Here is a 21,915-nt window from a genome sequence, read left to right on the forward strand (position 1 = left end):
AGAGCCGGGTGTTCAGCAGGGAACCACCCATGATCACCAGTAAGCTGCCGAATGTCGGCACCACCATCTTCACGCAAATGTCGCAGCTCGCCGTGGAAACCGGCGCGCTGAACCTGTCCCAGGGTTTTCCCGATTTCGATGGCCCGCAGGCCCTGCTCGATGCGGTTGCCCGGCATATCGCCAGCGGCCATAACCAATACGCACCGATGACCGGCCTGCCAGCCTTGCGCCAGCAAGTGGCGGCCAAGATCGCCCGCAGTTATGGCGTGCAGGTGAATGCCGATACCGAGGTAACCATCACTCCAGGGGCCACCCAGGCGATCTTCTGCGCCATCCAGGCGGTGATCCAGCCCGGTGATGAAGTGATCGTCTTCGATCCTTGCTACGACAGCTATGAGCCTTCGGTGGAGCTGGCTGGCGGGCGCTGCGTGCATGTACAGCTTGGCCTGAACGATTTCGCCATCGACTGGCAGAAGCTTGGCGAGGCCCTGAGCCCGCGTACGCGGATGATCATTCTCAATGCCCCGCACAACCCCAGCGGTGCGCTGATCAGCCATGCGGAACTGGACCAGCTGGCTGCGCTGATTCGCGATCGGGATATCTACCTGGTCAGCGACGAGGTGTACGAGCATCTGGTATTCGACGGCATCCCTCACGTCAGCGTGCTGGCCCATGAGGAGCTGTACCAACGGGCATTTGTGGTCAGTTCCTTTGGCAAGACCTATCACGTGACCGGCTGGAAAACCGGCTATGTGGTCGCACCTCCGGCCCTGAGCGCGGAACTGCGCAAGGTGCATCAATATGTCAGCTTTTGCGGCGTGACTCCTTTGCAGTACGCTCTGGCGGACTACATGGCCGAACACCCGGAACATGTCGAAGAGCTACCCGGTTTCTATCAGGCCAAGCGCGACCTGTTCTGCGACCTGCTGGCACCTTCGCGATTCAGCTTTACCCGGGTGGCCGGTACTTACTTCCAACTGGTGGACTACTCGCAGATCCGCCCGGACCTGAATGACGTCGAGATGGCGATCTGGATGACCCGCGAGCACGGTGTCGCGACCATTCCGGTGTCGGTGTTCTACCGCGAGCCACCGCAAGGACAGCGTCTGGTAAGGCTATGCTTTGCCAAGCGTGAGGAGACGCTGCGTCAGGCAGCGGAGAAGCTATGCGTGATCTGAGTGCTTTACCCAATCTGAATGTGGCGCTGATCCAGACCTCCTTGGTCTGGCACGACCGCCAGGCCAATCTCGAGCACTTCGAGCTGTTGTTCGAACAGGCCCGGGGCGCCGACCTGATTATCCTGCCGGAAATGTTCACCACCGGATTTTCCATGGAGTCCGAAGCCCTCGCCGAGGCGGAAAACGGCCCGACCAGTAAGTGGCTGCGCAACCAGGCCGCCAGGCTCGATGCGGTCATCACTGGCAGTGTGATTATCCAGACCGTCGACGGCAGCCACCGCAACCGCCTGCTGTGGGCTCGCCCTGACGGCGAGGTCTGGCATTACGATAAACGCCATTTGTTCCGCATGGCGGGCGAGCACGATCACTACACGCCGGGCGAGCGCCAGGTGCAGTTCGAACTCAAGGGTTGGCGGGTCAGGCCGCTGATCTGCTACGACCTGCGCTTTCCGGTGTGGAGCCGCGATGCCCGGGATACCGACTTGCTGCTGTACACGGCCAACTGGCCGGGGGCGCGGCGTCAGCACTGGAACCGTTTGTTGCCGGCCAGGGCCATCGAAAACCTGTGTTATGTGGCCGCGGTCAATCGGGTCGGTACCGACGGCAAGGGGTTTGCCTACACCGGGGATAGCCAGGTGCTGGATTTCCAGGGCGAGACCCTGCTCAGCGCCGGTGAGGCCGACGGAGTATTCCAGGTCTGTCTGAATGCCGCGGATCTGGCGGCCTATCGCGCGCGCTTTCCAGCCTACCTTGATGCCGACACCTTCGAGTTCACTCAGGCTTAAAGATCTGTCGGGGTGGGCCGTTAAGGGGTAAGAGGATTTTCAGGGAGATTTGTCATGACCACTATCGGTGCCGCGAGCATCAATCCATTCCCGCTGGGGGCCGCGCCGCAAAAGCTCAACATCGCCGAGCAGCAGGCCAGCCCGCTCGAGGTGCAGGACAAGGGCGCTGTCGATGACAGCGACTCGGTGAGTGTCGACATGCAGGAGTACGGTGCCAAGGCCGACTTCAGTTCATCCACCGCTGATATCGTCGCGCAGTTGCAGAAGCAGATCGACCAGACCGAAAAGACCCTGTCCGAGCAGCAGTCGCAATTGTCCGGGGTGCAGAAGGGGCAGGCGAGCGAGGAGCAGAAGGCGCAACAGGCCTTGGAGGTGCAGGCGCAGATCGCGATCACCGCCAACAACCTTCAGGTGTTGCAGGCGGCGTTGCTCCAGGCGCTGACGGCGCGGATCAATACCACCGCCTGAGCGGGGCAATAACTACACAGCCCAAAAAAGCCCCGGATCATCCGGGGCTTTTTTGTCGCCGTAAAACCGTCAGGCGGCTTTGGCGTCTAGCTGGCTCAGGGAGCGGTTCAGCGCGCTGAACAGGGCCTTGAAGCTGGCGGTGGTGATGTTTTCATCGATACCCACACCGTGCACCGCACGCTCGCCGTTCACGCGCAGTTCGATATAGGCGGCAGCCTTGGCGTTGGTGCCCGCGCCGATGGCATGCTCGTTGTAGTCCATGATTTCCACCGGAACCGGCAAGCCGGCCACCAGGGCTTCCAGGGCGCCATTGCCCTTGCCGCGCCAGTGCAGATTGGTCTCGCCCTGGCCCTTGCCAGACACTTCCACTTCCACGGCGCTGTGGCCGTTTTCTTCCTGCAGGCGATGGCTGACCAACGCGTACGGGGTGTTGGCCTGCAAGTATTCGCTGTGGAGCAGCGCGTGGATCTGCTGGGCGGTCATCTCCAGACCCAGGCGATCGGTTTCACGCTGTACCACCTGGCTGAACTCGATCTGCATGCGGCGTGGCAAGCTGATACCGTATTCCTGTTCCAGCAGGTAGGCGATACCGCCTTTGCCCGACTGGCTGTTGACACGAATCACCGCCTCGTAGCTGCGACCGATGTCGGCCGGGTCGATCGGCAAGTACGGCACTTCCCACAGCGCATCGGATTTCTGCTGGGCGAAACCCTTGCGGATAGCGTCCTGGTGCGAGCCGGAGAAGGCGGTGTGAACCAGGTCGCCGACATACGGATGACGCGGGTGAACCGGGATCTGGTTGCACTCTTCGACCACTTTGCGCACGCCGTCGATATCGGAGAAATCCAGTTCCGGATCGATGCCCTGGGTGTAGAGGTTCAGGGCTACGGTGACCAGGTCGACGTTGCCGGTGCGTTCGCCGTTGCCGAACAGGCAGCCTTCGACGCGGTCGGCGCCGGCCATCAAGCCCAGCTCGGTGGCGGCTACGCCGGTACCACGGTCGTTGTGGGTGTGCAGGCTGATGATCACGCTGTCACGACGGTTGATGTGGCGACCGAACCATTCGATCTGGTCGGCATAGATGTTCGGCGTGGCGACTTCGACAGTGGCCGGCAGGTTGAGGATCACCTTGTTGGCTGGCGTCGGGTTCCAGACCTCGATCACTGCGTCGCAGACTTCCTTGGCGAACTCCAGCTCAGTGGCGCTGAAGGTCTCTGGCGAGTATTCGAACTGCCATTGGGTTTCCGGCTGCTGGGCAGCGTATTTGACGAACAGCTTGGCGGCGTTCACCGCGATCTCTTTCACGCCTTCCTTGTCCTGGTTGAAGACAATGCGGCGGAACGACGGGCTGGTGGCGTTGTACAGGTGGACGATGGCTTTCTTCGCCCCGCGCAACGATTCGAAAGTGCGGGCGATCAGGTCTTCACGGGCCTGGGTCAGCACCTGGATGGTGGTGTCGTCCGGGATGTGGCCACCTTCGATCAGGGTGCGCACGAAGTCGAAGTCGGTCTGCGACGCGGCCGGGAAGGAGGCCTCGATTTCTTTCACGCCGACGGCGACCAGGGTTTTCCAGAAGCGCAGCTTCTTCACCGCATCCATTGGCTCGATCAACGACTGGTTGCCATCACGCAGGTCGGAGCTGCACCAGATCGGCGCGCGGGTGATGGTCTTCGACGGCCAGGTGCGGTCCGGCAAGTTGATGGTCGGGAACGCGCGGTACTTCGAGGAAGGGTCTTTGAGCATGCTCATGGGGAAATCCTTATTGTCCGGGCCGAGAAGAGGCGGCCTGCCGGTGAATCAATGGGTGTGTTGTTTGAAGCAGGGGACGAGGTACCGCGACTCAACCTGGCAGTCGTGCGCTGACGAGGCAGAGGCTTCGGTGTTGACGGCGCTGAATGAGGGTGTGAGAGGTTTTCATGCCCTCAACCCTAACCACTGGGGTGAAAGATGGCAAGCAGTCGAAAAAAATTGAGATAAATCTCTTAAAAATGGTTTTTCGCGAGATTTTATTCTGTCGAGCTTAAGGCTGGCTCGATCTTATTGCGCAGAGTTTTGAACCTGCGCAATCCCTGCGGGAGCCACGGCTCAGGGCTGGAAGGCCCCGATAAAGATCGCCGGATCGACCCGGGCGTCGTTCAGGCTGACGTTCCAGTGCATGTGCGGCCCGGTGGCGCGCCCGGTGGAGCCGACTTTCCCGACCACCCCGCCGCGGGCCAGTTGCTGGCCGACCTTCACGTCGATCTTCGACATATGGCAGAACATGCTGATAAAGCCCTGGCCGTGGTCGACGAATACGGTATTGCCGTTGAAAAAGTAATTGCCGATCAGGATCACCTTGCCGGCCGCCGGCGTCTTGATCGGCGTCCCCGCAGGTACCGCGAAGTCCAGCCCGGCGTGTGGATTGCGCTCCTCACCGTTGAAGAAGCGGCGGACGCCGAACTTGCTCGACAGCGGGCCGCTCACCGGCTTGTCCAGCAGCAGGTTGCTCGGAGTGTTGGGGCTGAAACTGCGGTAGGCGCGGACCTGCTCGGCCAACTCGGCGTCGATGCGCTTGAGGTCGGCCGGATCGGGGTTGACCTGGCGTTTGTTCTTCAGCGTGATGTGCTGTTCCGGGTATTTCTTGCTGGTCACGTTGAAGTTCAGGCTGCGGCCGCCAGCACTGATCTTCTGGGGACCGGGTTTGACGGTCAGGGGGATGCCGACAATCGCCAGCCAGTTGTTCTGTTCCTTGACTACCAGCAGCGGTTTTCCCTGATAGCTGGCCTTGGGCGCCTGGGCGGCGCTGCCCAGGTCGATCACCGCCACGCCACCGGGCACCGGTTTGTTCAGCTGGCGCGTGATGTAGCTATCGGCGTGGGCGTTGAAGGTCAGGCACAGCAACAACAGGGAGCTAAGAAAACGCGGCATGGATCAATCCAGTAAAGAAAGGGTGACAGGCGTCAGGTGATTGTCCTCGACCCGGACCTGCAGTTCGCCTTCGCCAAGCCGGGCTTTGAGGCGCTGGCCCGGCTGGGTCTGTGCGGCGCTGCGAATGGCCTGGCCGCGTTCGTCCAGCAGGATGCTGTAGCCACGGCCCAGGGTGGCCAGCGGGCTGACCACATGCAGGGTCTGCATCTGGCTTTGCAGTTGCAGGCGACGGGATTTCAGACCTTCGCGCATGGCCCGTGGCAGGCGTTCGGCCAGGCTGTCGAGGCGTTGCCGCAGCAGCGCCAGTTGACGCCCGGGGTGTTGGCCGGCGAGCCGGGTTTCCAGGCGAATCAGGCGCTCGCGGCGGGTATTGAGGCTGCGCTCGAACGCCCGGCGCATACGCATGTCCAGGTCATCCAGGCGCTGCGCTTGCTGGCGCAGGCGCTCACCTGGGTGACGCAGGCGCCGGGCCATGCCTTCCAGGCGCAGGCGATCACGCAGCAACCGATCGCGCATGCGCATCACCAGGCGCCGATGCAGGCTTTCGACGCGGTGTTGCAGGTCGCTGGAGTCCGGCGCGAGCAGTTCGGCGGCCGCCGAGGGCGTTGGTGCGCGCACGTCGGCGACGAAGTCGCTGATCGATACGTCGGTTTCATGACCCACGGCGCTGACGATCGGCGTGACACAGGCATCCACCGCCCGGGCCACGGCTTCTTCGTTGAAGCACCAGAGGTCTTCCAGGGAGCCGCCGCCACGGGCCAGGATCAGCGCGTCGAAGCCCCGGGCATCGGCCATTTTCAGGGCGCGGACGATCTGCGCGGTCGCCTCGCGGCCTTGTACGGCGGTAGGGATCAGGGTCAGGGCCACCTGTGGCGCTCGGCGCCGGAACACGCTGATGATGTCGCGAATCACCGCGCCGGTTGGCGAACTGATAATGCCTATGCGCTGCGGATGGGCGGGCAGCGGCACTTTGCGTTCGCTGCTGAACAGGCCTTCGGCGCTGAGCTTTTCCTTCAGCGCATCGAAGGCCAGGCGCAGGGCGCCGTCGCCGGCCGGTTCGACCGTATCGAGGATCAACTGGTAGTCGCCGCGGCCTTCGAACAGCGAGACCTTGCCGCGCACCTTGACCGCCAGGCCGTCCTTCAGTGCCTGGCGCACCCGCGCGGCATTTTGCCGAAACAGCGCGCAGCGCACCTGGGCACCGCTGTCCTTGAGGGTGAAATACACATGGCCGGACGCCGGGCGGGCGAGGTTGGATATTTCGCCTTCGACCCAGATGTTGCTGAACACGTCTTCCAGCAACACCCGCGCACGGCCGTTGAGCTGGCTGACGGTCAGGACTTCGCGGTCCAGGCCGAGTCTTGCAAAGGGATCTTTAATCATGGGGCGCAGTTTAAAGGCATTCGGCAAACAATCTCCATGGATCGAAACAAAAGGAGACGATGCCTTTGCCGGCCTCGAATACGCCTTCGGCGGTCAGGGCGTGAGAGCGTTGTGGAAGTGTTCGATGAACTGCTTGACCAAAGGTGTCGGATCTTGCCGACAGGCGAGGGCGACCGTGCTCTGGCAGGCCGGGTCCGCCAAGGGCAGGAAGTGCAGGCTGGCGGGCGCGATGTCACGCATCGACTCGGGCAGCAGGGCGATGCCGAATCCGGCCTGGATCAACTGCAACTGCGTGGTCTTGCGCGACAGCACCCGCGCCGCCTTGGGGAAAAAGCCCTGGCGCATGCACAGCTCGGCCGACAGGTAACTCAGGCCGCCACGCTGCGGATGGGGAATGGAGATAAAGGCTTCGTCGCGCAGTTGCGCCAGATCCACGCCCTGCTTGGGAGGATCCGCTGCCAAAGGGTGGCCCGGCGGCACGGCCAGCAGCAGGCGTTCGCTGAACAGTGGCGTGATCCGCACGCCCTCGCGCTGGCGCAGTACCGGCAGTCGCAGCAGGCCGATATCCAGCCGGCCTTCGGCGACTTCTTCCAACTGCGCTTCGGAAGACAGGGTGGCGATGTCCATCGAGGCCCCCGGGCACTGCTCCAGGTAACCGCTGATGGCCTGCAGCAGGCGGCCACTCATGGACACGGTGCTGGAGTGGCTCAGGCGCAATGTTCCCAGCTGCCCCTGGCCGACCTGGGTCGCCAGTTCGCTGGCCTTGTTCAGCTCATCGAGCAGGTTGCGGGCACGCGGGTAGAACGCCTCGCCCGCCGCCGTCAGCCTGGGCAGGCGCGCGGTGCGCTCGAACAGCGGGGTCTTGAGGTGGGTTTCCAGTTCCTTGATCTGCCGGCTGAGGGCTGACTGGGCAACGAACAGGCGTTCGGCGGCGGCGCTGAAACTGCCGCTGTCGGCGATTTCCACGAAGTAGCGCAGTTGGCGGGTTGAAATCACGCGTCATGCCTTTTTGAGATGGGTGGATGGCTTTGATGATATTAGTCGCAAGGCTTGTGGCTGGCTAAAGTCATTCCTTGATAAAGAAGGAAGGCGAATCGATGAGCATGGTCGAGTTGTTGGGGCAGTGGTCGTGGGGGACGAGTGGCTGGTTGGCGATCGTCCTGGGGATCGCCCTGGCGTATATCGTGTTTGGCATCGCCGGGTTCGGCACGGCGCTGGTGGCGGGGCCGGTGCTGATCCTGTTCATGCCGCTGTCGAAGATAGTCCCGCTGCTGGTGCTGCTGGATTTTGTCGCGGCCTTCGGCAATCTCCTGCCGTCGCGGCGGGATGTCGATCGCTCCGAGCTGCTGCGCCTGCTGCCGTGCATGGCGCTGGGCTGCACCCTGGGGGTGATCTTCCTGCTCAACCTCAAGTCCGATGTGTTGCTGCTGTTGATGGGGCTGTTTATCAGCGCTTATGCGGCGTACAGCCTTTGGGTCAAGGCAAGGCCCAAGGCGCTGGCGGCGGGCTGGGCGATTCCCATGGGGACCGTGGGTGGAACGTTCGGCGCGCTGTTCGGCAGCGGCGGCTTTTTATATGCGATCTATCTGAACAGCCGCCTGCCCAAGGATGCGGCGCGGGCCACCCAGAGTGCGTTGATCAGTTGCAGCACGGTGGTGCGCCTGAGCCTGTTCGCCATTGCCGGCGTTTATGCGCAACTGCCTTTATTGGTGCTGGCGCTGTGCTTGTTGCCGGCCATGGCCCTGGGCCTGTGGATTGGCCGGCGGCTGACCATGAGATTGTCCCGCGAGACGTTCGTCCGGCTGGTGACCTGGCTGGTGCTGGCCAGCGGCATGGCCCTGATCGGTCGTTACCTGAGCACTTGACCTGTGGGGTTCAGGGATTAAGCTGCGGGCCCTCGGATTTGCCAGGCACGCCGACTTCTACACTTATTGGTAGGTGTCGGTTTGCTGGCGGTACTGTTCGAGCAGGCGACGCAGACTTCCCTTCAGACGCTTCAGGCCCCATCCATGAACTCGCAAAGCATCATCGTCCCGAAAATCTCCACCTTGCCGGTTCACGAACCCCGCGCCCGGGCGATCGTGCGTTGGTTGGTGCGCAAGAACATCGTCGAGGAAGCCTTGAGCACCTGTGGCCGTACCGGCAATCGCATGGCGCATGCGATCGCCCCAGGCGCGCGGGATGTGGTGCTGCACCCGGAGGCCTTGCCCTTCGGTGAACCGGTCAACGGCCTGGAAATCATTACCAAGCGCTGCATCTATACCCCGGCCAAAGGGTTTCTCGAGGAAGCGGGTTGCGCCGAGTGCCGCCAGGAAGTGGGGGAGGCGCTGTTCGAGAGCCTGGAAGACTGGATGCCCGGGCGCACCGATAACTTCACCTGCCCCGAGTGCGGGCATGAAGATGACATCAATGGCTTTCTGTTCTTGCAGGAGTGCGGGTTTTCCAACCTCGGCTTCATCTTCAACAACTGGGCCGAAGCCGGGTTCAAGCAGAGTTTTCTCGACGAGTTCGCCGAATGGCTGGATCAGCCGGTGAGCTGGGTGAAGGTGGAGTTGTAAGGGGATTTCGGCAGCCGGTTCCGGGTGGTGAATTCATCATCAGCAGGTGCCATGTCTGTTCGCGAAACAGATGCTGTGTTCCGGCAAATTCCCCATCCATCACCCCGTTGATAATAGACAGACTTTTACATTGAGCCCGGGTAGGTGTCTGAGTATAATGGCGCGCTTCCATTTTCCCGCTCGGGAGCCCCCGCGATGCTGCGTATCAGCCAAGAAGCTCTGACCTTCGACGACATTCTCCTAGTGCCTGGTTATTCCGAGGTGCTTCCTAACGAAGTCAGTCTCAAGACCCGTCTTACCCGTGGCATCGAGCTGAATATTCCACTGGTTTCCGCCGCAATGGACACCGTCACTGAAGCCCGTCTGGCAATCGCCATGGCTCAGGAAGGTGGCATCGGCATCATCCACAAGAACATGACCATCGAGCAGCAAGCTGCCGAAGTCCGCAAGGTCAAGAAGTTCGAAGCCGGCGTCGTCAAAGACCCGATCACCATCGAGGCTGACGCCACGGTGCGCGACCTGTTCGAACTGACCCGCATGCACAACATTTCCGGCGTTCCGGTACTGCACGATGGCGACCTGGTCGGCATCGTCACGTCCCGTGACGTGCGTTTCGAAAACCGCCTGGACGCCAGTGTCCGTGAAGTGATGACGCCTAAAGAGCGCCTGGTCACGGTCAAGGAAGGCGCTGACAAGAACGACGTGCGCGAGCTGCTGCACAAGCACCGCATCGAGCGCGTGCTGATCGTCGACGACAAGTTCGCCCTCAAAGGCATGATGACCGTCAACGACATCGAAAAAGCCAAGGCTTACCCGCTGGCCAGCAAGGACGATCAAGGTCGTCTGCGCGTAGGTGCTGCCGTCGGTACCGGTAAAGACACCGGCGACCGCGTTGCCGCCCTGGTCAACGCCGGCGTGGACGTGGTGGTGGTCGACACTGCCCACGGTCACTCCAAAGGTGTGATCGACCGCGTTCGCTGGGTCAAGGAAAACTACCCGCAAGTGCAGGTAATCGGCGGCAACATCGCCACCGGTGCAGCAGCCAAGGCCCTGGCCGCAGCGGGCGCCGACGCGGTCAAGGTCGGTATCGGCCCTGGTTCGATCTGTACCACCCGTATCGTCGCCGGTGTCGGCGTACCGCAAATCAGCGCCATCGCCAATGTCGCCGCGGCCCTTGAAGGCACCGGCGTTCCATTGATCGCCGACGGCGGCATCCGCTTCTCCGGTGACCTGTCCAAGGCCATCGTCGCCGGTGCTTCCTGCGTGATGATGGGCTCGATGTTCGCCGGTACCGAAGAAGCGCCAGGCGAAATCGAACTGTTCCAGGGTCGCTCCTACAAGGCTTACCGCGGCATGGGTTCGCTGGGTGCCATGTCCCAGGCCCAGGGCTCTTCCGACCGTTACTTCCAGGACTCCTCCGCGGGTGCCGAGAAGCTGGTTCCGGAAGGCATCGAAGGCCGTGTTCCCTACAAGGGCACCCTGACCGCCATCATCCATCAGCTGATGGGGGGGCTGCGTTCTTCCATGGGCTACACCGGTAGCGCCAACATCGAAGAAATGCGCACCAAGCCAGAGTTCGTACGCATCACTGGCGCCGGCATGGCTGAATCCCACGTCCATGACGTGCAGATCACCAAGGAAGCGCCAAACTACCGCGTAGGTTGATGCTTCAAGCAAAACGTTAAATGACCGGGGCTGTTTTATTCAGCCCCGAGTCGTTTCTGAATCACGACTGTTTTCGAATTACCTAGACGAGACTGAATCATGGCCCTCGACATTCACGCCCACCGCATCCTGATCCTCGATTTCGGTTCTCAGTACACCCAATTGATCGCCCGTCGCGTGCGTGAAATCGGCGTGTACTGCGAACTGCATCCGTTCGACATGGATGACGAAGCGATTCGCGAATTCGCTCCCAAAGGCGTCATTCTCGCCGGCGGCCCCGAGTCCGTGCACGAAGCCAACAGCCCGCGTTGCCCGCAAGCGGTGTTCGACCTGGGCGTGCCGGTCTTCGGTATCTGCTACGGCATGCAGACCATGGCCGAGCAAATGGGCGGCAAGGTCGAGGGTTCCGAACTGCGTGAATTCGGTTATGCCCGCGTCGATGTGGTCGGCAAGAGCCGCCTGCTGGACGGCATCGAAGACCACGTCGACGCCGACGGCCTGTTCGGCCTCGACGTATGGATGAGCCACGGTGACAAGGTCACCAAGATGCCGCAAGACTTCCACATCCTGGCCAGCACCCCGAGCTGCCCGATCGCCGGCATGTTCAACGACGACCTGCGTTACTACGGCGTGCAGTTCCACCCAGAAGTGACCCACACCAAGCAGGGCGGTCGCATCCTGTCGCGCTTCATCCTCGACATCTGCGGCTGCGAAGCCCTGTGGACCCCATCGAAAATCGCTGAAGACGCCATCGCCCAGGTGCGTGCCCAGGTCGGCACCGACAACGTGCTGCTCGGTCTGTCCGGCGGCGTTGACTCCTCGGTGGTCGCGGCCCTGCTGCACAAGGCCATCGGCGACCAGCTGACCTGCGTCTTCGTCGACAACGGCCTGCTGCGCCTGCACGAAGGCGAGCAAGTGATGGCCATGTTCGCCGAGAACATGGGCGTCAAGGTGATCCGCGCCAACGCCGAGGAGCAGTTCCTCAACAACCTGGCCGGCGAAGCCGACCCGGAGAAGAAGCGCAAGATCATCGGCCGTACCTTCATCGACGTGTTCGATGCCGAATCCTGCAAGCTGGACAACATCAAGTTCCTGGCCCAGGGCACCATCTACCCGGACGTGATCGAGTCGGCTGGCGCCAAGAGCGGCAAGGCCCACGTGATCAAGTCGCACCACAACGTGGGCGGCCTGCCGGAAGAAATGAACCTCAAGCTGGTCGAGCCACTGCGCGAACTGTTCAAGGACGAAGTCCGTCGTCTGGGGCTGGAGCTGGGCCTGCCGTACGACATGGTCTACCGTCACCCGTTCCCGGGCCCGGGCCTGGGCGTGCGCATCCTCGGCGAAGTGAAGAAGGAATACGCCGACCTGCTGCGTCGCGCCGACCACATCTTCATCGAAGAGCTGCGCAAGGCCGACTGGTACCACAAGGTCAGCCAGGCGTTCGTGGTGTTCCAGCCGGTGAAATCGGTGGGCGTGGTCGGTGACGGCCGTCGTTACGCCTGGGTCGTGGCCCTGCGTGCCGTGGAAACCATCGACTTCATGACCGCGCGTTGGGCGCACCTGCCTTACGAGCTGCTGGAAACCGTCAGCGGCCGGATCATCAACGAGATCGAAGGCATCTCCCGCGTCACCTACGACGTGTCGAGCAAGCCGCCAGCGACCATCGAGTGGGAATGATCCCGGCCGAGTGATCGGCAGTTGATCGTTCAGGCAACAGCAATGGCGATCGAGACCTTCGGGTGTCGATCGCCATTTGTGTTTCAGGGTCTTTAAAAAGCCCGTTTTCCAGCCCTTCCGCAATACCAGGAAAGACATGGGCACATCGTCACCCGCCTGGCCTGTGTACCCTCGACAGACATTCATCGAACTCCCAGCGGCGGCCTCTGGCGACTCCGGCGCAGGTGTTCAGAATATTTGTGGTTGTCGGTTGACAACCAATTCATTGTTGACGAGACTGGAGGCCATGGATGGCTCGCACACCTCATCCCAAGAAAGACATTGAAATGGCGCTGCGTTACGCCGAATGGCAGGGCTGGCGCGTCGAAGTCGGCGGTAGTCATGCCTGGGGCAAGATCTACTGCCCTTACAACAGCGAGGTGTGTCGTTGCGGCGAGTTCTGCATCACCAGTGTGTGGAGCACGCCGAAAAATCCCCTCCAGCATGCCCGGGCGCTGTGCCGGGTAATCGACAACTGCACGCTGAATCAGCTGCGCGGCGGGAAAGTCCCGCAACCTCGTCGGGAGTCATGACCATGGAATACCTGTTTACCCTCAACTACCTGCTGCCCGCCCACGACTGCGACCCGGACGTGCTGGTGGAGCGCCTTGGCGCGGGGGGCTGTACCGATGCGCTGGTCGGTACCGGGCTGGCGGGGCGCCTGGCGCTGGAGTTCAGCCGCGAGGCCGAAAGCGGTGAGGCGGCGCTGCTCAGTGCCCTGGGCGATATCAAGCGGATCATTCCGGATGCGCGGCTGGTAGAGGCGAGCCCGGATTTCGTCGGCCTGAGCGAGATTGCCGACATCGTCGGGGTCTCCCGGCAGAACATGCGCAAGTTGATGCTCAACCATGCCGGCAGTTTCCCCCTGGCGATCCACGAGGGCAGTGCCTCGCTCTGGCATCTGGCGGAAGTGCTGAGCTGGCTGGAGGCCCGGGGCGGTTACCAGTTGCAGCATCCGGTGATAGAGGTGGCGCGGGTCGCGCAATCCGTGAACGTCGCCAAGGAGGCCCGGCGGGTCGGCACCCCGAGCGCCGAACTGGTGGCGCTGCTGGGTTGAGCGGGCCTGCCGCGGTGGTCAGCGTCGGGCGACGTCCGAGAAGTAGAACTTGTCCAGGGTATGGCGTGATTCGGTGTACTCGAACTGCCGGCCGTCCTGCAGGAAGGTCTGGTTGCTGACCACTATCACGTGGCTCTGGCCCTCCAGGTCCAGGTGCTGCTGGTCATCCCGGGTGCGCGGGGTGGCCTCGATGGTCCGCTGGGCGTAGCTGATCTGCAATTGCAGGGTCTGTTCGATGTAGGCGTAGATCGAGTGCTCGGCAATCTGCCGGTCCAGCCCCGGGATCAACTCGGCGACGAAGTGGTTGATGTCGAGAATCACCCGTTTGCCATCGATACGCCGCACCCGCTTGATGCGGGTAATCAGGCTGCCTTCCTCGGCCTGCAGGTGTTCGCGCAACGCGCCTTCGAGGGGGAACTGAGTGAACTCCACCACCTCGGTACTGACGTCGTTGCCCAGGCGCGGATAGGTTTCCTGGAAGCTGACAATGCCGCCCAGTTGGAACTCGATCGGGTGCGGCGACAGCACAAAAGTGCCCTTGCCATGGATCTTCTGGGCGAAGCCGCGCTCCTGCAGCTGCTCGATGGCCTTTCGCACAGTGCCGCGGCTGGCCTGGTAGCTGTCCATCAACTCGGTTTCGGAAGGCAGACGAGCGCCGCGTTCCAAGCGCTCGGTGGTGATGCTGGCAAGCAGATCGCTGTAGATCTGGTTGTATTTACTCATGGGATGGCTCTGTGCCGTCTGCGCTCAAGGCGGGAACCTTAAGGGCCGTGAGCGGATTTGTCTATTTGAGGCGAGTGGGTCGAACGCCTGACTGCGGGTGTCGAAATGGCAATGAAACACCTTACAGCAGTTTAAGAATTTTCTGTCGCGCATGGCGCGCTCTGCCGGAGAGTGTGGATCTAGAGCCGTTTTTGCGCAGCAGAAACTCCCTGCGACCCGGGTTTCGGAGCGATGCCGGCAAACTCGTCTGTACGAGTTGTTGCTTTAACTCGTACAGACGAGTATTTTTCGCTTCGGCGTGCTGCCAATAACAAAAAACCAAAGCGGAAGAACAAGCATGAGCCATGATTACTCCACGATCGCCAGCGAGTTGCTGCACAGCCTCGGTGGCGCCGACAACCTCGAACAAGCCGCGCATTGCGTCACCCGCCTGCGCCTGGCGCTCAAGGACCCGAGCCGGGTGGACAGCGCGACGCTGAACCAGATCGATCTGGTCAAGGGCTCGTTTTTCACCGGTGGCCTGTTCCAGGTGGTCATTGGCCCCGGCGAGGTCGAAAAGGTCTATGCCGCGTTGCGCCAACTCACCGGGCTGGCCGCCTCCACCATCGCCGACGTCAAGCAGAAAGGTGCCGACAAGACCAACGCCATGCAGCGTCTGGTGCGGGTGTTTTCCGATGTCTTCATGCCGATCCTGCCGGCGCTGATCATTGCCGGCCTGCTGATGGGGGTGAACAACCTGATCGGCGCCAAGGGCATGTTCATCGAAGGCCGGACCCTGCTCGAGGCCTATCCGACCCTGGATGGCGTGTGGAGCCTGATCAACCTGATGGCCAACACCTCCTTCGTATTCCTGCCGGCATTGGTGGGCTGGTCGGCGGCCAAGCGCTTTGGCGGCAGCGAAATTCTCGGCATCGTGCTGGGCCTGATGCTGGTGCACCCCGACCTGCTCAATGCCTGGAACTACGGCAAGGCCGTGGCCGGGCTGGAGGGCCAGAGCCTGCCGTACTTCGACATCTTCGGCCTGTTCCAGATCGAGAAGGTCGGCTATCAGGGGCAGATCCTGCCGATCCTGCTCGCGGCCTATGTCATGAGCGTCATCGAGAAATGGCTGCGGGCGCGGGTGCCGAATGCGATCACCCTGCTGGTCGTGCCCATCACCACCATCGTGGTCACCGGCGTGCTGGCACTGGCGGTGATCGGCCCGGTGACCCGGCACCTGGGAATCCTGATCACCGAAGGCGTGGTCACCCTGTTCGAACTGGCGCCAATGGTCGGCGGGGCGATTTTCGGCCTGCTCTACGCGCCGCTGGTGATCACCGGCATGCACCACATGTTCCTCGCCGTGGACCTGCAACTGATCTCGACCCAGGGCGGCACCTTCATCTGGCCGATGATCGTCATGTCCAACCTGGCCCAGGGCAGCGCGGCACTGGCGGTGTTCAGCATGAGCCGCAACGCGCGGGACCGCAGCATGGCCTCGACCTCGGCGATCTCCGCCTATTTCGGCATCACGGAACCTGCCATGTTCGGGGTCAACCTGCGCTACAAGTTCCCGTTCTACACCGCGCTGATCGGCTCGGCGCTGGGCTGCATTTTCCTCTCGCTGAACAAGGTCCAGGCCTCGGCCATCGGCGTCGGTGGGCTGCCGGGATTCATCTCGATCATTCCCCAGTACATCCCGATGTTCGTGGTCGGCATGGTCGTCGCCCTGGTGGTGCCATTCGTGCTGACCTGCGGCTTGAGCATGAAGATCATCCGGCCGGGGTATCGCGTCGCTTGATAAATCGCATCGCGAGCAAGCTCGCTCCTACATGACCGCATATTCCTCTGTAGGAGCGAGCTTGCTCGCGATGAGGCCCTCAAGGCCTGTACCCAACCCATTGAAGGAGCCCGCCATGCAAGACTGGCAGCGTTCGGTGATCTACCAGATCTACCCGAAGAGTTTCTACAGCCACAGCGGTCAGGCCACCGGCGACCTGCTGGGGGTGGTCGACAAGCTCGACTACCTGCACTGGCTGGGTGTCGATTGCCTGTGGCTCACCCCGTTCCTGCGCTCGCCCCAGCGCGACAACGGCTACGACATCAGCGACTACTACACCATCGATCCGAGCTACGGGACCATGGCCGATTGCGAGTTGCTGATCGCCGAGGCCGGCAAGCGCGGCATCAAGCTGATGCTGGACATCGTGGTCAACCACACCTCCATCGAGCACGAGTGGTTCCAGCAGGCGCGCAGCAGCCTCGACAACCCGTATCGCGACTTCTACATCTGGCGCGACCAGCCGAACAACTGGGAGTCCAAGTTCGGCGGTTCCGCCTGGGAATACGAAGCGCAGACCGGCCAGTACTACCTGCACCTGTTCGACCATACCCAGGCGGACCTCAACTGGGACAACCCCCAGGTGCGCGCCGAAGTGTTCAAGATGATGCGTTTCTGGCGCGACAAGGGCGTGGGCGGCTTCCGCCTGGATGTGATCAACCTGATCTCCAAACCGGCGGATTTCCCGGAAGACGCCAGCGATGGCCGGCGCTTCTATACCGACGGCCCGAACGTGCACCCGTACCTGCAGCAGATGCATCGCGAGGTCTTCGAGGGCTTTGACCTGATCAACGTCGGCGAGATGTCTTCCACCAGCCTCGAGCACTGCATTCGTTACTCGCAGCCCGAGTCGAAAGAGCTGTCGATGACCTTCAACTTCCACCACCTGAAGGTCGATTACCCGAACCTGCAGAAGTGGATCCGCGCCGATTTCGACTTCCTCCAACTCAAGTGCATCCTCTCCGAGTGGCAGAGCGGCATGCAGGCCGGTGGCGGCTGGAACGCGCTGTTCTGGTGTAACCACGACCAGCCGCGGGTGGTGTCGCGTTTCGGCGACGACGGCGAGTACCGGGTGGTCTCGGCGAAGATGCTCGCCACTGCGCTGCACTTCCTCCAGGGCACGCCGTTCGTGTACCAGGGCGAAGAGCTGGGCATGACCAACCCCGGCTTTACCCACATCGACCAATACCGCGATGTCGAGACCCTGAACATCTACCGCCTCAAGCGCGAAGCCGGCGACAGCGAGGCGGACAACATGGCGGCGATCATGCAGAAGTCCCGGGACAACGGGCGCACGCCGATGCAATGGAATACCGAGGCCCATGCCGGTTTCAGCAGCGTCGAGCCCTGGATCGGCGTGCCGGCCAATGCCGCGCAAATCAATGTCGAGCAGCAGTTCGAAGACCCGGATTCGGTGTTGCACCACTATCGCCAGCTGATTGCCCTGCGCCGTCGCGAGCCGCTGATCCAGGACGGCGAATATCGCCAGCTGCTGGCCGAGCACCCGCAGGTCTGGGCCTATCTGCGCGAGGGCCAGGGCGAGCGCCTACTGGTGGTGAACAATTTCTACGGCAGCGCCTGTGAAGTGCAGTTGCCGGAGGGAGTGATGACCGAGCGCATGGAGCAGCGCCTGGTCATCAGTAACTACGCAGACCATCAAACCCGCAGTTGCCAGCTGTTCCTGCGGCCTTACGAGTCCTTTGTCCTGCACCTGATCGACCGCTGACAACCTTCCCCGCATGAGCGCGGCGTGCCCGGTACACCGCGAGCTTTCGCTCGCCGGTAGGGCGGCGCCTGCGGGGCACACACAGAATAAAAATAATGGGGTGGCTTATGAAAACAACAATAAATCGCGGTCTCGCAGCCTCTTGCGTCTGCCTGGCCTTGCCGTTCCCGGCCCAGGCCCTGGAGTTCGCCGGTTACTTGCGTAGCGGCCTCGGGACCTCGGTCAACAGCAGCTCGCAATCCTGTTTCCAACTGCCCGGCGCCCAGTCCAAATACCGCCTGGGCAACGAATGCGAACAGTACGCCGAGCTGGAGCTGCGCCAGGACCTGTACACCCTGGACGACGGCTCGGTGCTCAGTGTCGATGCCATGGCGTCGCTGTATAACCAGTACGACCGCAGCCTGACCTTCCAGGGCGACAACGGCTCGGCGCGCATGCCGCAGATGTATGCCCAATGGTCGAACATGCCCAGCCTCAATGGCGGCTCGCTGTGGGCCGGCCGGCGTTACTACAAGCGCAACGACATCCATATCTCCGACTTCTACTACTGGAACCAGAGCGCCACTGGCGGCGGTATCGAGGACGTGCTGATCGGCGACCTGAAATACAGCTACGCCTTCTCACGCAAGGACAACCTGTACCAGAAGGACTACATCAACCGGCACGACTTCAATGTCGCCGGTTTCAAGACCAACCCCGGCGGCGAGCTGGAACTGGGCCTGAGCTACATCGACAAGCCTGACAGTCGCGACGCCCATCGGGGCTGGGCGATCACCGCCCAGCATGTGCAAAAGGACTTCCTCGGCGGCAAGAACAAGCTGGCGTTGCAGTACGGCGAAGGCCCGGGCACCGGGCTGGGTTACACCGGCAATGTGCAACTGGACGACAGCAACAAGAGCTACCGCCTGGTGGAGTTCTTCGACTGGCAATTGACCCCGCGGTTTGGCGGGCAGGTCGAGGCGATCTATCAGAAAGACATCCGTCCCGACGGCAACGACCAGAACTGGATCTCCCTGGGCATCCGCCCGGCCTATGCGATCAGCGAGCAGTTCAAGCTGGTCACCGAGCTGGGCCACGATCAGGTCGAGGCCCCCGGCGGCACGCGCAAGCTCAGCAAGTTCACCTTCGCCCCGACCTGGTCGCCCAAGGGCCCGGAATTCTGGGCGCGCCCCGAGGTGCGTCTGTACTACACCTATGCCAGCTGGAACCAGGCCGCCAAGCGCGCGGCCAATGAGCTGGCGGCGGGGTCGGCGCTGTCCGATACCGGCGCCTTCGGCACCGCCAGGCATGGCGCGAACGTCGGATTGCAAGTCGAGTACTGGTGGAAATAAGCGATGCTGTCGGGGCTCGCGCTCCATCGGCACTTACAAGAACAAACAGCAGGTGAAGTCATGGCTACAACCCAACAATTGCAACTGCTCGCGCCGCTGTCCGGGCTGCTGATGCCCCTGGAGCAAGTGCCGGACCCGGTGTTCTCAAGCCGGGTCATCGGTGACGGCCTGTGCATCGACCCGACCTCGCAAACCCTGCGCGCGCCGCTCGCCGGTGTGGTCAGCAATGTGCAGGACAGTGGCCATGCGGTGAGCATCACCGACGACAACGGGGTGCAGGTGCTGATGCACATTGGCCTGGACACGGTGAACCTGGCGGGCAAGGGCTTTAGCCGCCTGGTGCAGGAGGGCCAGCGGGTCGAGGCTGGGCAACCGTTGATCGAGTTCGATGCCGACTACATTGCTGTGCATGCCCGCAGCCTGCTGACGCTGATGCTGGTGGTCAGCGGCGAGCCGTTCACCTGGCTGACCGCGGACCGCGCGCTGGTGGACAGTGGCCAGCCGTTGTTGCAGCTGAGCCTGGGCGCGCCTGCGCCAAGCGCGGAGCCCGAGGAAGAGGGCGAGGCGCTGTTTTCCAAACCGGTGACGCTGCCCAATCCCAATGGCCTGCATGCGCGCCCGGCGGCGGTGTTCGCCCAGGCGGCCAAGGGCTTCAAGGCGAGCATCTGCCTGCACAAGCAGCAGGCCAGTGCCAACGCCAAGTCCCTGGTGGCGATCATGGCGTTGCAGACCGCGCAGGGCGATGCCCTGCAAGTCAGCGCGGCGGGTGAGGATGCCGAGAGGGCGATCAAGGCCCTGGCCGAATTGCTGGCGAGTGGTTGTGGCGAGGCGGTGACTGCGGTGATCGCCGCCAAACCTGTGGCGCCGGTTGCCGCGCCAGCGGGCAAGTTGCTGCGGGGCGTCTGCGCCTCGACGGGCTCGGCCTTCGGGCAAGTGGTGCAGGTGGCCGAGCAGAAGCTTGAGGTCGTCGAGTTCGCCGGCGATCAGGCCGCGCAGCGCGGGCAGCTGGAGTGGGCTCTGGCGCAGGCCACCGAGGCCCTGCAAGTCCTGCGGGACAAGGCCGCCAGCACAGCCCAGGGCGAGATCTTCAAGGCTCACCAGGAACTGCTGGAAGACCCGAGCCTGCTGGAGCAGGCCCAGGCCCTGATCAGCGACGGCAAGAGCGCGGCATTCGCCTGGAACCGCGCCACCGAAGCCACCGCCGAGCTGTTCAAGGGTTCAGGCAGTCCGTTGCTGGCCGAGCGTGCCCTGGACCTGATGGATGTCGGCCAGCGGGTGCTCAAGTTGCTGCTGGGTGTGCAGGACAGCGCCTGGGCCCTGCCGGAGCAGGCGATCCTGATTGCCGAGCAGCTCACCCCGTCCCAGACCGCCAGCCTCGATACCCGCAAGGTGCTGGGGTTCGCCACGGTCGGCGGCGGGGCCACCAGCCATGTGGCGATTCTGGCCCGGGCCCTGGGGTTGCCGGCGATCTGCGGCCTGCCGGTACAGGTGCTGGCGTTGGCCAGCGGCACACCGGTGCTGCTGGATGCCGACCAGGGCGAATTGCACCTGGAGCCTGCGCCGGCGGTGATCGCGCAGTTGCAGGCACGACGTCAGCAGCAACAGCAGCGCCAGCGCCAGGAGCTGGAACAGTCGGCCCAGGCCGCGGTGACCCGCGACGGCCATCACTTCGAGGTGACGGCCAACGTCGCCTCGCTGGCCGAGGCGGAGCAGGCCATGGACCTGGGCGGGGAGGGCGTCGGCCTGTTGCGTTCGGAATTTCTTTACCAGGACCGTGGCGTCGCCCCGAGCCACGAGGAACAGGCCGCGACCTACAGCGCCATCGCCCGGGCCCTGGGGCCGGAGCGCAATCTGGTGGTGCGGACCCTGGATGTCGGTGGCGACAAACCGCTGGCCTATGTGCCGATGGAACCTGAAGCCAACCCCTTCCTCGGCATGCGCGGGATCCGCCTGTGCCTGGAGCGCCCGCAGCTGTTGCGCGAGCAGTTCCGGGCGATCCTCGCCAGCGCCGGGCTGGCTCGCCTGCACATCATGCTGCCGATGGTCACCCAGCTGGCGGAGTTGCGGCGGGCGCGGCAGATGCTGGAGGACGAAGCCCTGGCCCTGGGGCTCAAGGAGTTGCCGAAGCTGGGGATCATGATCGAAGTGCCGTCGGCGGCGCTGCTGGCCGACCTGTTCGCGCCGGAGGTGGACTTCTTCTCCATCGGCACCAACGACCTGACCCAGTACACCCTGGCCATGGACCGCGATCATCCGCGCCTGGCCAGCCAGGCCGACAGTTTCCACCCGGCGGTGCTGCGCCTGATCGCCTCCACGGTCAAGGCTGCCCATGCCCATGGCAAGTGGGTCGGCGTGTGCGGGGCGCTGGCTTCGGAAACCCTGGCGGTGCCGCTGTTGCTGGGACTGGGCGTGGATGAGCTGTCGGTCAGCGTGCCGCTGATTCCGGCGATCAAGGCCGGCGTGCGCGAGGTCGAGCTGAGCCAGTGCCAGGCCCTCGCCGGGCGCATTCTCGGCCTGGAAAGCGCCGAGCAGGTGCGTGACGCCTTGCACCAGCATCGGCAATCGACGCTGGCCCCTTCACCGGTTCTGGAGAACTGAA

At 62.9% G+C, this 21,915-nt stretch carries 18 protein-coding genes; 13 read left to right on the plus strand and 5 right to left on the minus strand.

Features of this window, described 5'->3' with window-relative positions:
* Nucleotides 1-29: 29 nt before the first annotated feature.
* The 3 genes from J4E58_RS11170 to J4E58_RS11180 are packed head-to-tail and all read left to right on the plus strand — an operon-like array spanning nt 30 to nt 2,431.
* The gene (locus J4E58_RS11170) at nt 30-1,178 is read left to right on the plus strand and encodes a pyridoxal phosphate-dependent aminotransferase (RefSeq protein ID WP_087090050.1); all 1,149 of its coding nucleotides are present in this window, start codon (nt 30-32) and stop codon (nt 1,176-1,178) included.
* Nucleotides 1,166-1,963 (plus strand): amidohydrolase, encoded by a 798-nt coding sequence (locus tag J4E58_RS11175; RefSeq protein ID WP_087090052.1) that lies wholly within the window; start codon nt 1,166-1,168, stop codon nt 1,961-1,963. Before J4E58_RS11170 ends, J4E58_RS11175 begins: the two co-directional genes overlap by 13 nt.
* Before the next feature lie 54 nt (nt 1,964-2,017).
* Nucleotides 2,018-2,431, plus strand: a complete 414-nt coding sequence (locus J4E58_RS11180) for a hypothetical protein (protein WP_087090054.1) — start codon at nt 2,018-2,020, stop codon at nt 2,429-2,431.
* 69 nt (nt 2,432-2,500) lie between these two features.
* Here the strand turns inward: J4E58_RS11180 and leuA are convergent, their stop codons facing one another.
* The 4 genes from leuA to J4E58_RS11200 all read right to left on the minus strand — a co-directional run bounded on the left by leuA (nt 2,501) and on the right by J4E58_RS11200 (nt 7,717).
* On the minus strand, nt 2,501-4,180 hold the full coding sequence (gene leuA, locus J4E58_RS11185) for a 2-isopropylmalate synthase (RefSeq protein ID WP_007929549.1): 1,680 nt from the start codon (nt 4,178-4,180) through the stop codon (nt 2,501-2,503).
* A 336-nt stretch (nt 4,181-4,516) separates the two neighbouring features.
* Nucleotides 4,517-5,338 carry a peptidoglycan DD-metalloendopeptidase family protein gene (locus tag J4E58_RS11190; RefSeq protein WP_087090056.1) on the minus strand — a complete coding sequence of 274 codons (822 nt, stop codon included), beginning with the start codon at nt 5,336-5,338 and terminating at the stop codon, nt 4,517-4,519.
* A 3-nt stretch (nt 5,339-5,341) separates the two neighbouring features.
* Nucleotides 5,342-6,721: an exodeoxyribonuclease VII large subunit gene (gene xseA / locus J4E58_RS11195; RefSeq protein ID WP_087090058.1), complete on the minus strand. Its 1,380-nt coding sequence runs from the start codon at nt 6,719-6,721 to the stop codon at nt 5,342-5,344.
* A 93-nt stretch (nt 6,722-6,814) separates the two neighbouring features.
* Nucleotides 6,815-7,717: a LysR family transcriptional regulator gene (locus J4E58_RS11200; RefSeq protein WP_087090060.1), complete on the minus strand. Its 903-nt coding sequence runs from the start codon at nt 7,715-7,717 to the stop codon at nt 6,815-6,817.
* A 101-nt stretch (nt 7,718-7,818) separates the two neighbouring features.
* Here J4E58_RS11200 and J4E58_RS11205 point away from each other — a divergent pair, with 101 nt between their 5' ends.
* The 6 genes from J4E58_RS11205 to J4E58_RS11230 all read left to right on the plus strand — a co-directional run bounded on the left by J4E58_RS11205 (nt 7,819) and on the right by J4E58_RS11230 (nt 13,717).
* Nucleotides 7,819-8,586: a sulfite exporter TauE/SafE family protein gene (locus tag J4E58_RS11205; protein ID WP_087090062.1), complete on the plus strand. Its 768-nt coding sequence runs from the start codon at nt 7,819-7,821 to the stop codon at nt 8,584-8,586.
* Nucleotides 8,587-8,730: 144 nt separating this feature from the next.
* Nucleotides 8,731-9,279, plus strand: coding sequence for a hypothetical protein (locus J4E58_RS11210; RefSeq protein ID WP_009045426.1), 549 nt, complete (start codon nt 8,731-8,733; stop codon nt 9,277-9,279).
* Between the two features lie 195 nt (nt 9,280-9,474).
* Nucleotides 9,475-10,944 carry an IMP dehydrogenase gene (gene guaB, locus J4E58_RS11215; protein ID WP_007929561.1) on the plus strand — a complete coding sequence of 490 codons (1,470 nt, stop codon included), beginning with the start codon at nt 9,475-9,477 and terminating at the stop codon, nt 10,942-10,944.
* A 99-nt stretch (nt 10,945-11,043) separates the two neighbouring features.
* Nucleotides 11,044-12,621, plus strand: a complete 1,578-nt coding sequence (gene guaA, locus J4E58_RS11220; RefSeq protein WP_007929562.1) for a glutamine-hydrolyzing GMP synthase — start codon at nt 11,044-11,046, stop codon at nt 12,619-12,621.
* Nucleotides 12,622-12,911: 290 nt separating this feature from the next.
* Nucleotides 12,912-13,193 (plus strand): hypothetical protein, encoded by a 282-nt coding sequence (locus J4E58_RS11225; RefSeq protein WP_007929564.1) that lies wholly within the window; start codon nt 12,912-12,914, stop codon nt 13,191-13,193.
* A 2-nt stretch (nt 13,194-13,195) separates the two neighbouring features.
* A complete protein-coding gene (locus J4E58_RS11230) occupies nt 13,196-13,717 on the plus strand; it encodes an AlpA family transcriptional regulator (RefSeq protein ID WP_007929565.1) in 522 nt (173 codons plus the stop codon).
* A gap of 18 nt (nt 13,718-13,735) precedes the next feature.
* On the opposite strand, the gene treR is transcribed toward J4E58_RS11230, so the two are convergent.
* Nucleotides 13,736-14,440 carry a trehalose operon repressor gene (treR, locus tag J4E58_RS11235; RefSeq protein ID WP_007929570.1) on the minus strand — a complete coding sequence of 235 codons (705 nt, stop codon included), beginning with the start codon at nt 14,438-14,440 and terminating at the stop codon, nt 13,736-13,738.
* Between the two features lie 337 nt (nt 14,441-14,777).
* On the opposite strand from treR, the gene treP reads away from it, so the two are divergent.
* The 4 genes from treP (at nt 14,778) to ptsP (ending at nt 21,914) form a co-directional block, all read left to right on the plus strand.
* On the plus strand, nt 14,778-16,220 hold the full coding sequence (gene treP / locus J4E58_RS11240) for a PTS system trehalose-specific EIIBC component (protein WP_087090064.1): 1,443 nt from the start codon (nt 14,778-14,780) through the stop codon (nt 16,218-16,220).
* 115 nt (nt 16,221-16,335) lie between these two features.
* A complete protein-coding gene (treC, locus tag J4E58_RS11245) occupies nt 16,336-17,985 on the plus strand; it encodes an alpha,alpha-phosphotrehalase (protein ID WP_087090066.1) in 1,650 nt (549 codons plus the stop codon).
* A gap of 107 nt (nt 17,986-18,092) precedes the next feature.
* The gene (locus J4E58_RS11250) at nt 18,093-19,316 is read left to right on the plus strand and encodes a carbohydrate porin (protein ID WP_053262495.1); all 1,224 of its coding nucleotides are present in this window, start codon (nt 18,093-18,095) and stop codon (nt 19,314-19,316) included.
* Nucleotides 19,317-19,376: 60 nt separating this feature from the next.
* Nucleotides 19,377-21,914, plus strand: coding sequence for a phosphoenolpyruvate--protein phosphotransferase (ptsP, locus tag J4E58_RS11255; RefSeq protein ID WP_087090068.1), 2,538 nt, complete (start codon nt 19,377-19,379; stop codon nt 21,912-21,914).
* Nucleotide 21,915: the final 1 nt, after the last annotated feature.

Source organism: Pseudomonas sp. FW305-25, assembly GCF_017351415.1.
In the GTDB taxonomy this organism is placed as follows: domain Bacteria; phylum Pseudomonadota; class Gammaproteobacteria; order Pseudomonadales; family Pseudomonadaceae; genus Aquipseudomonas; species Aquipseudomonas chlororaphis.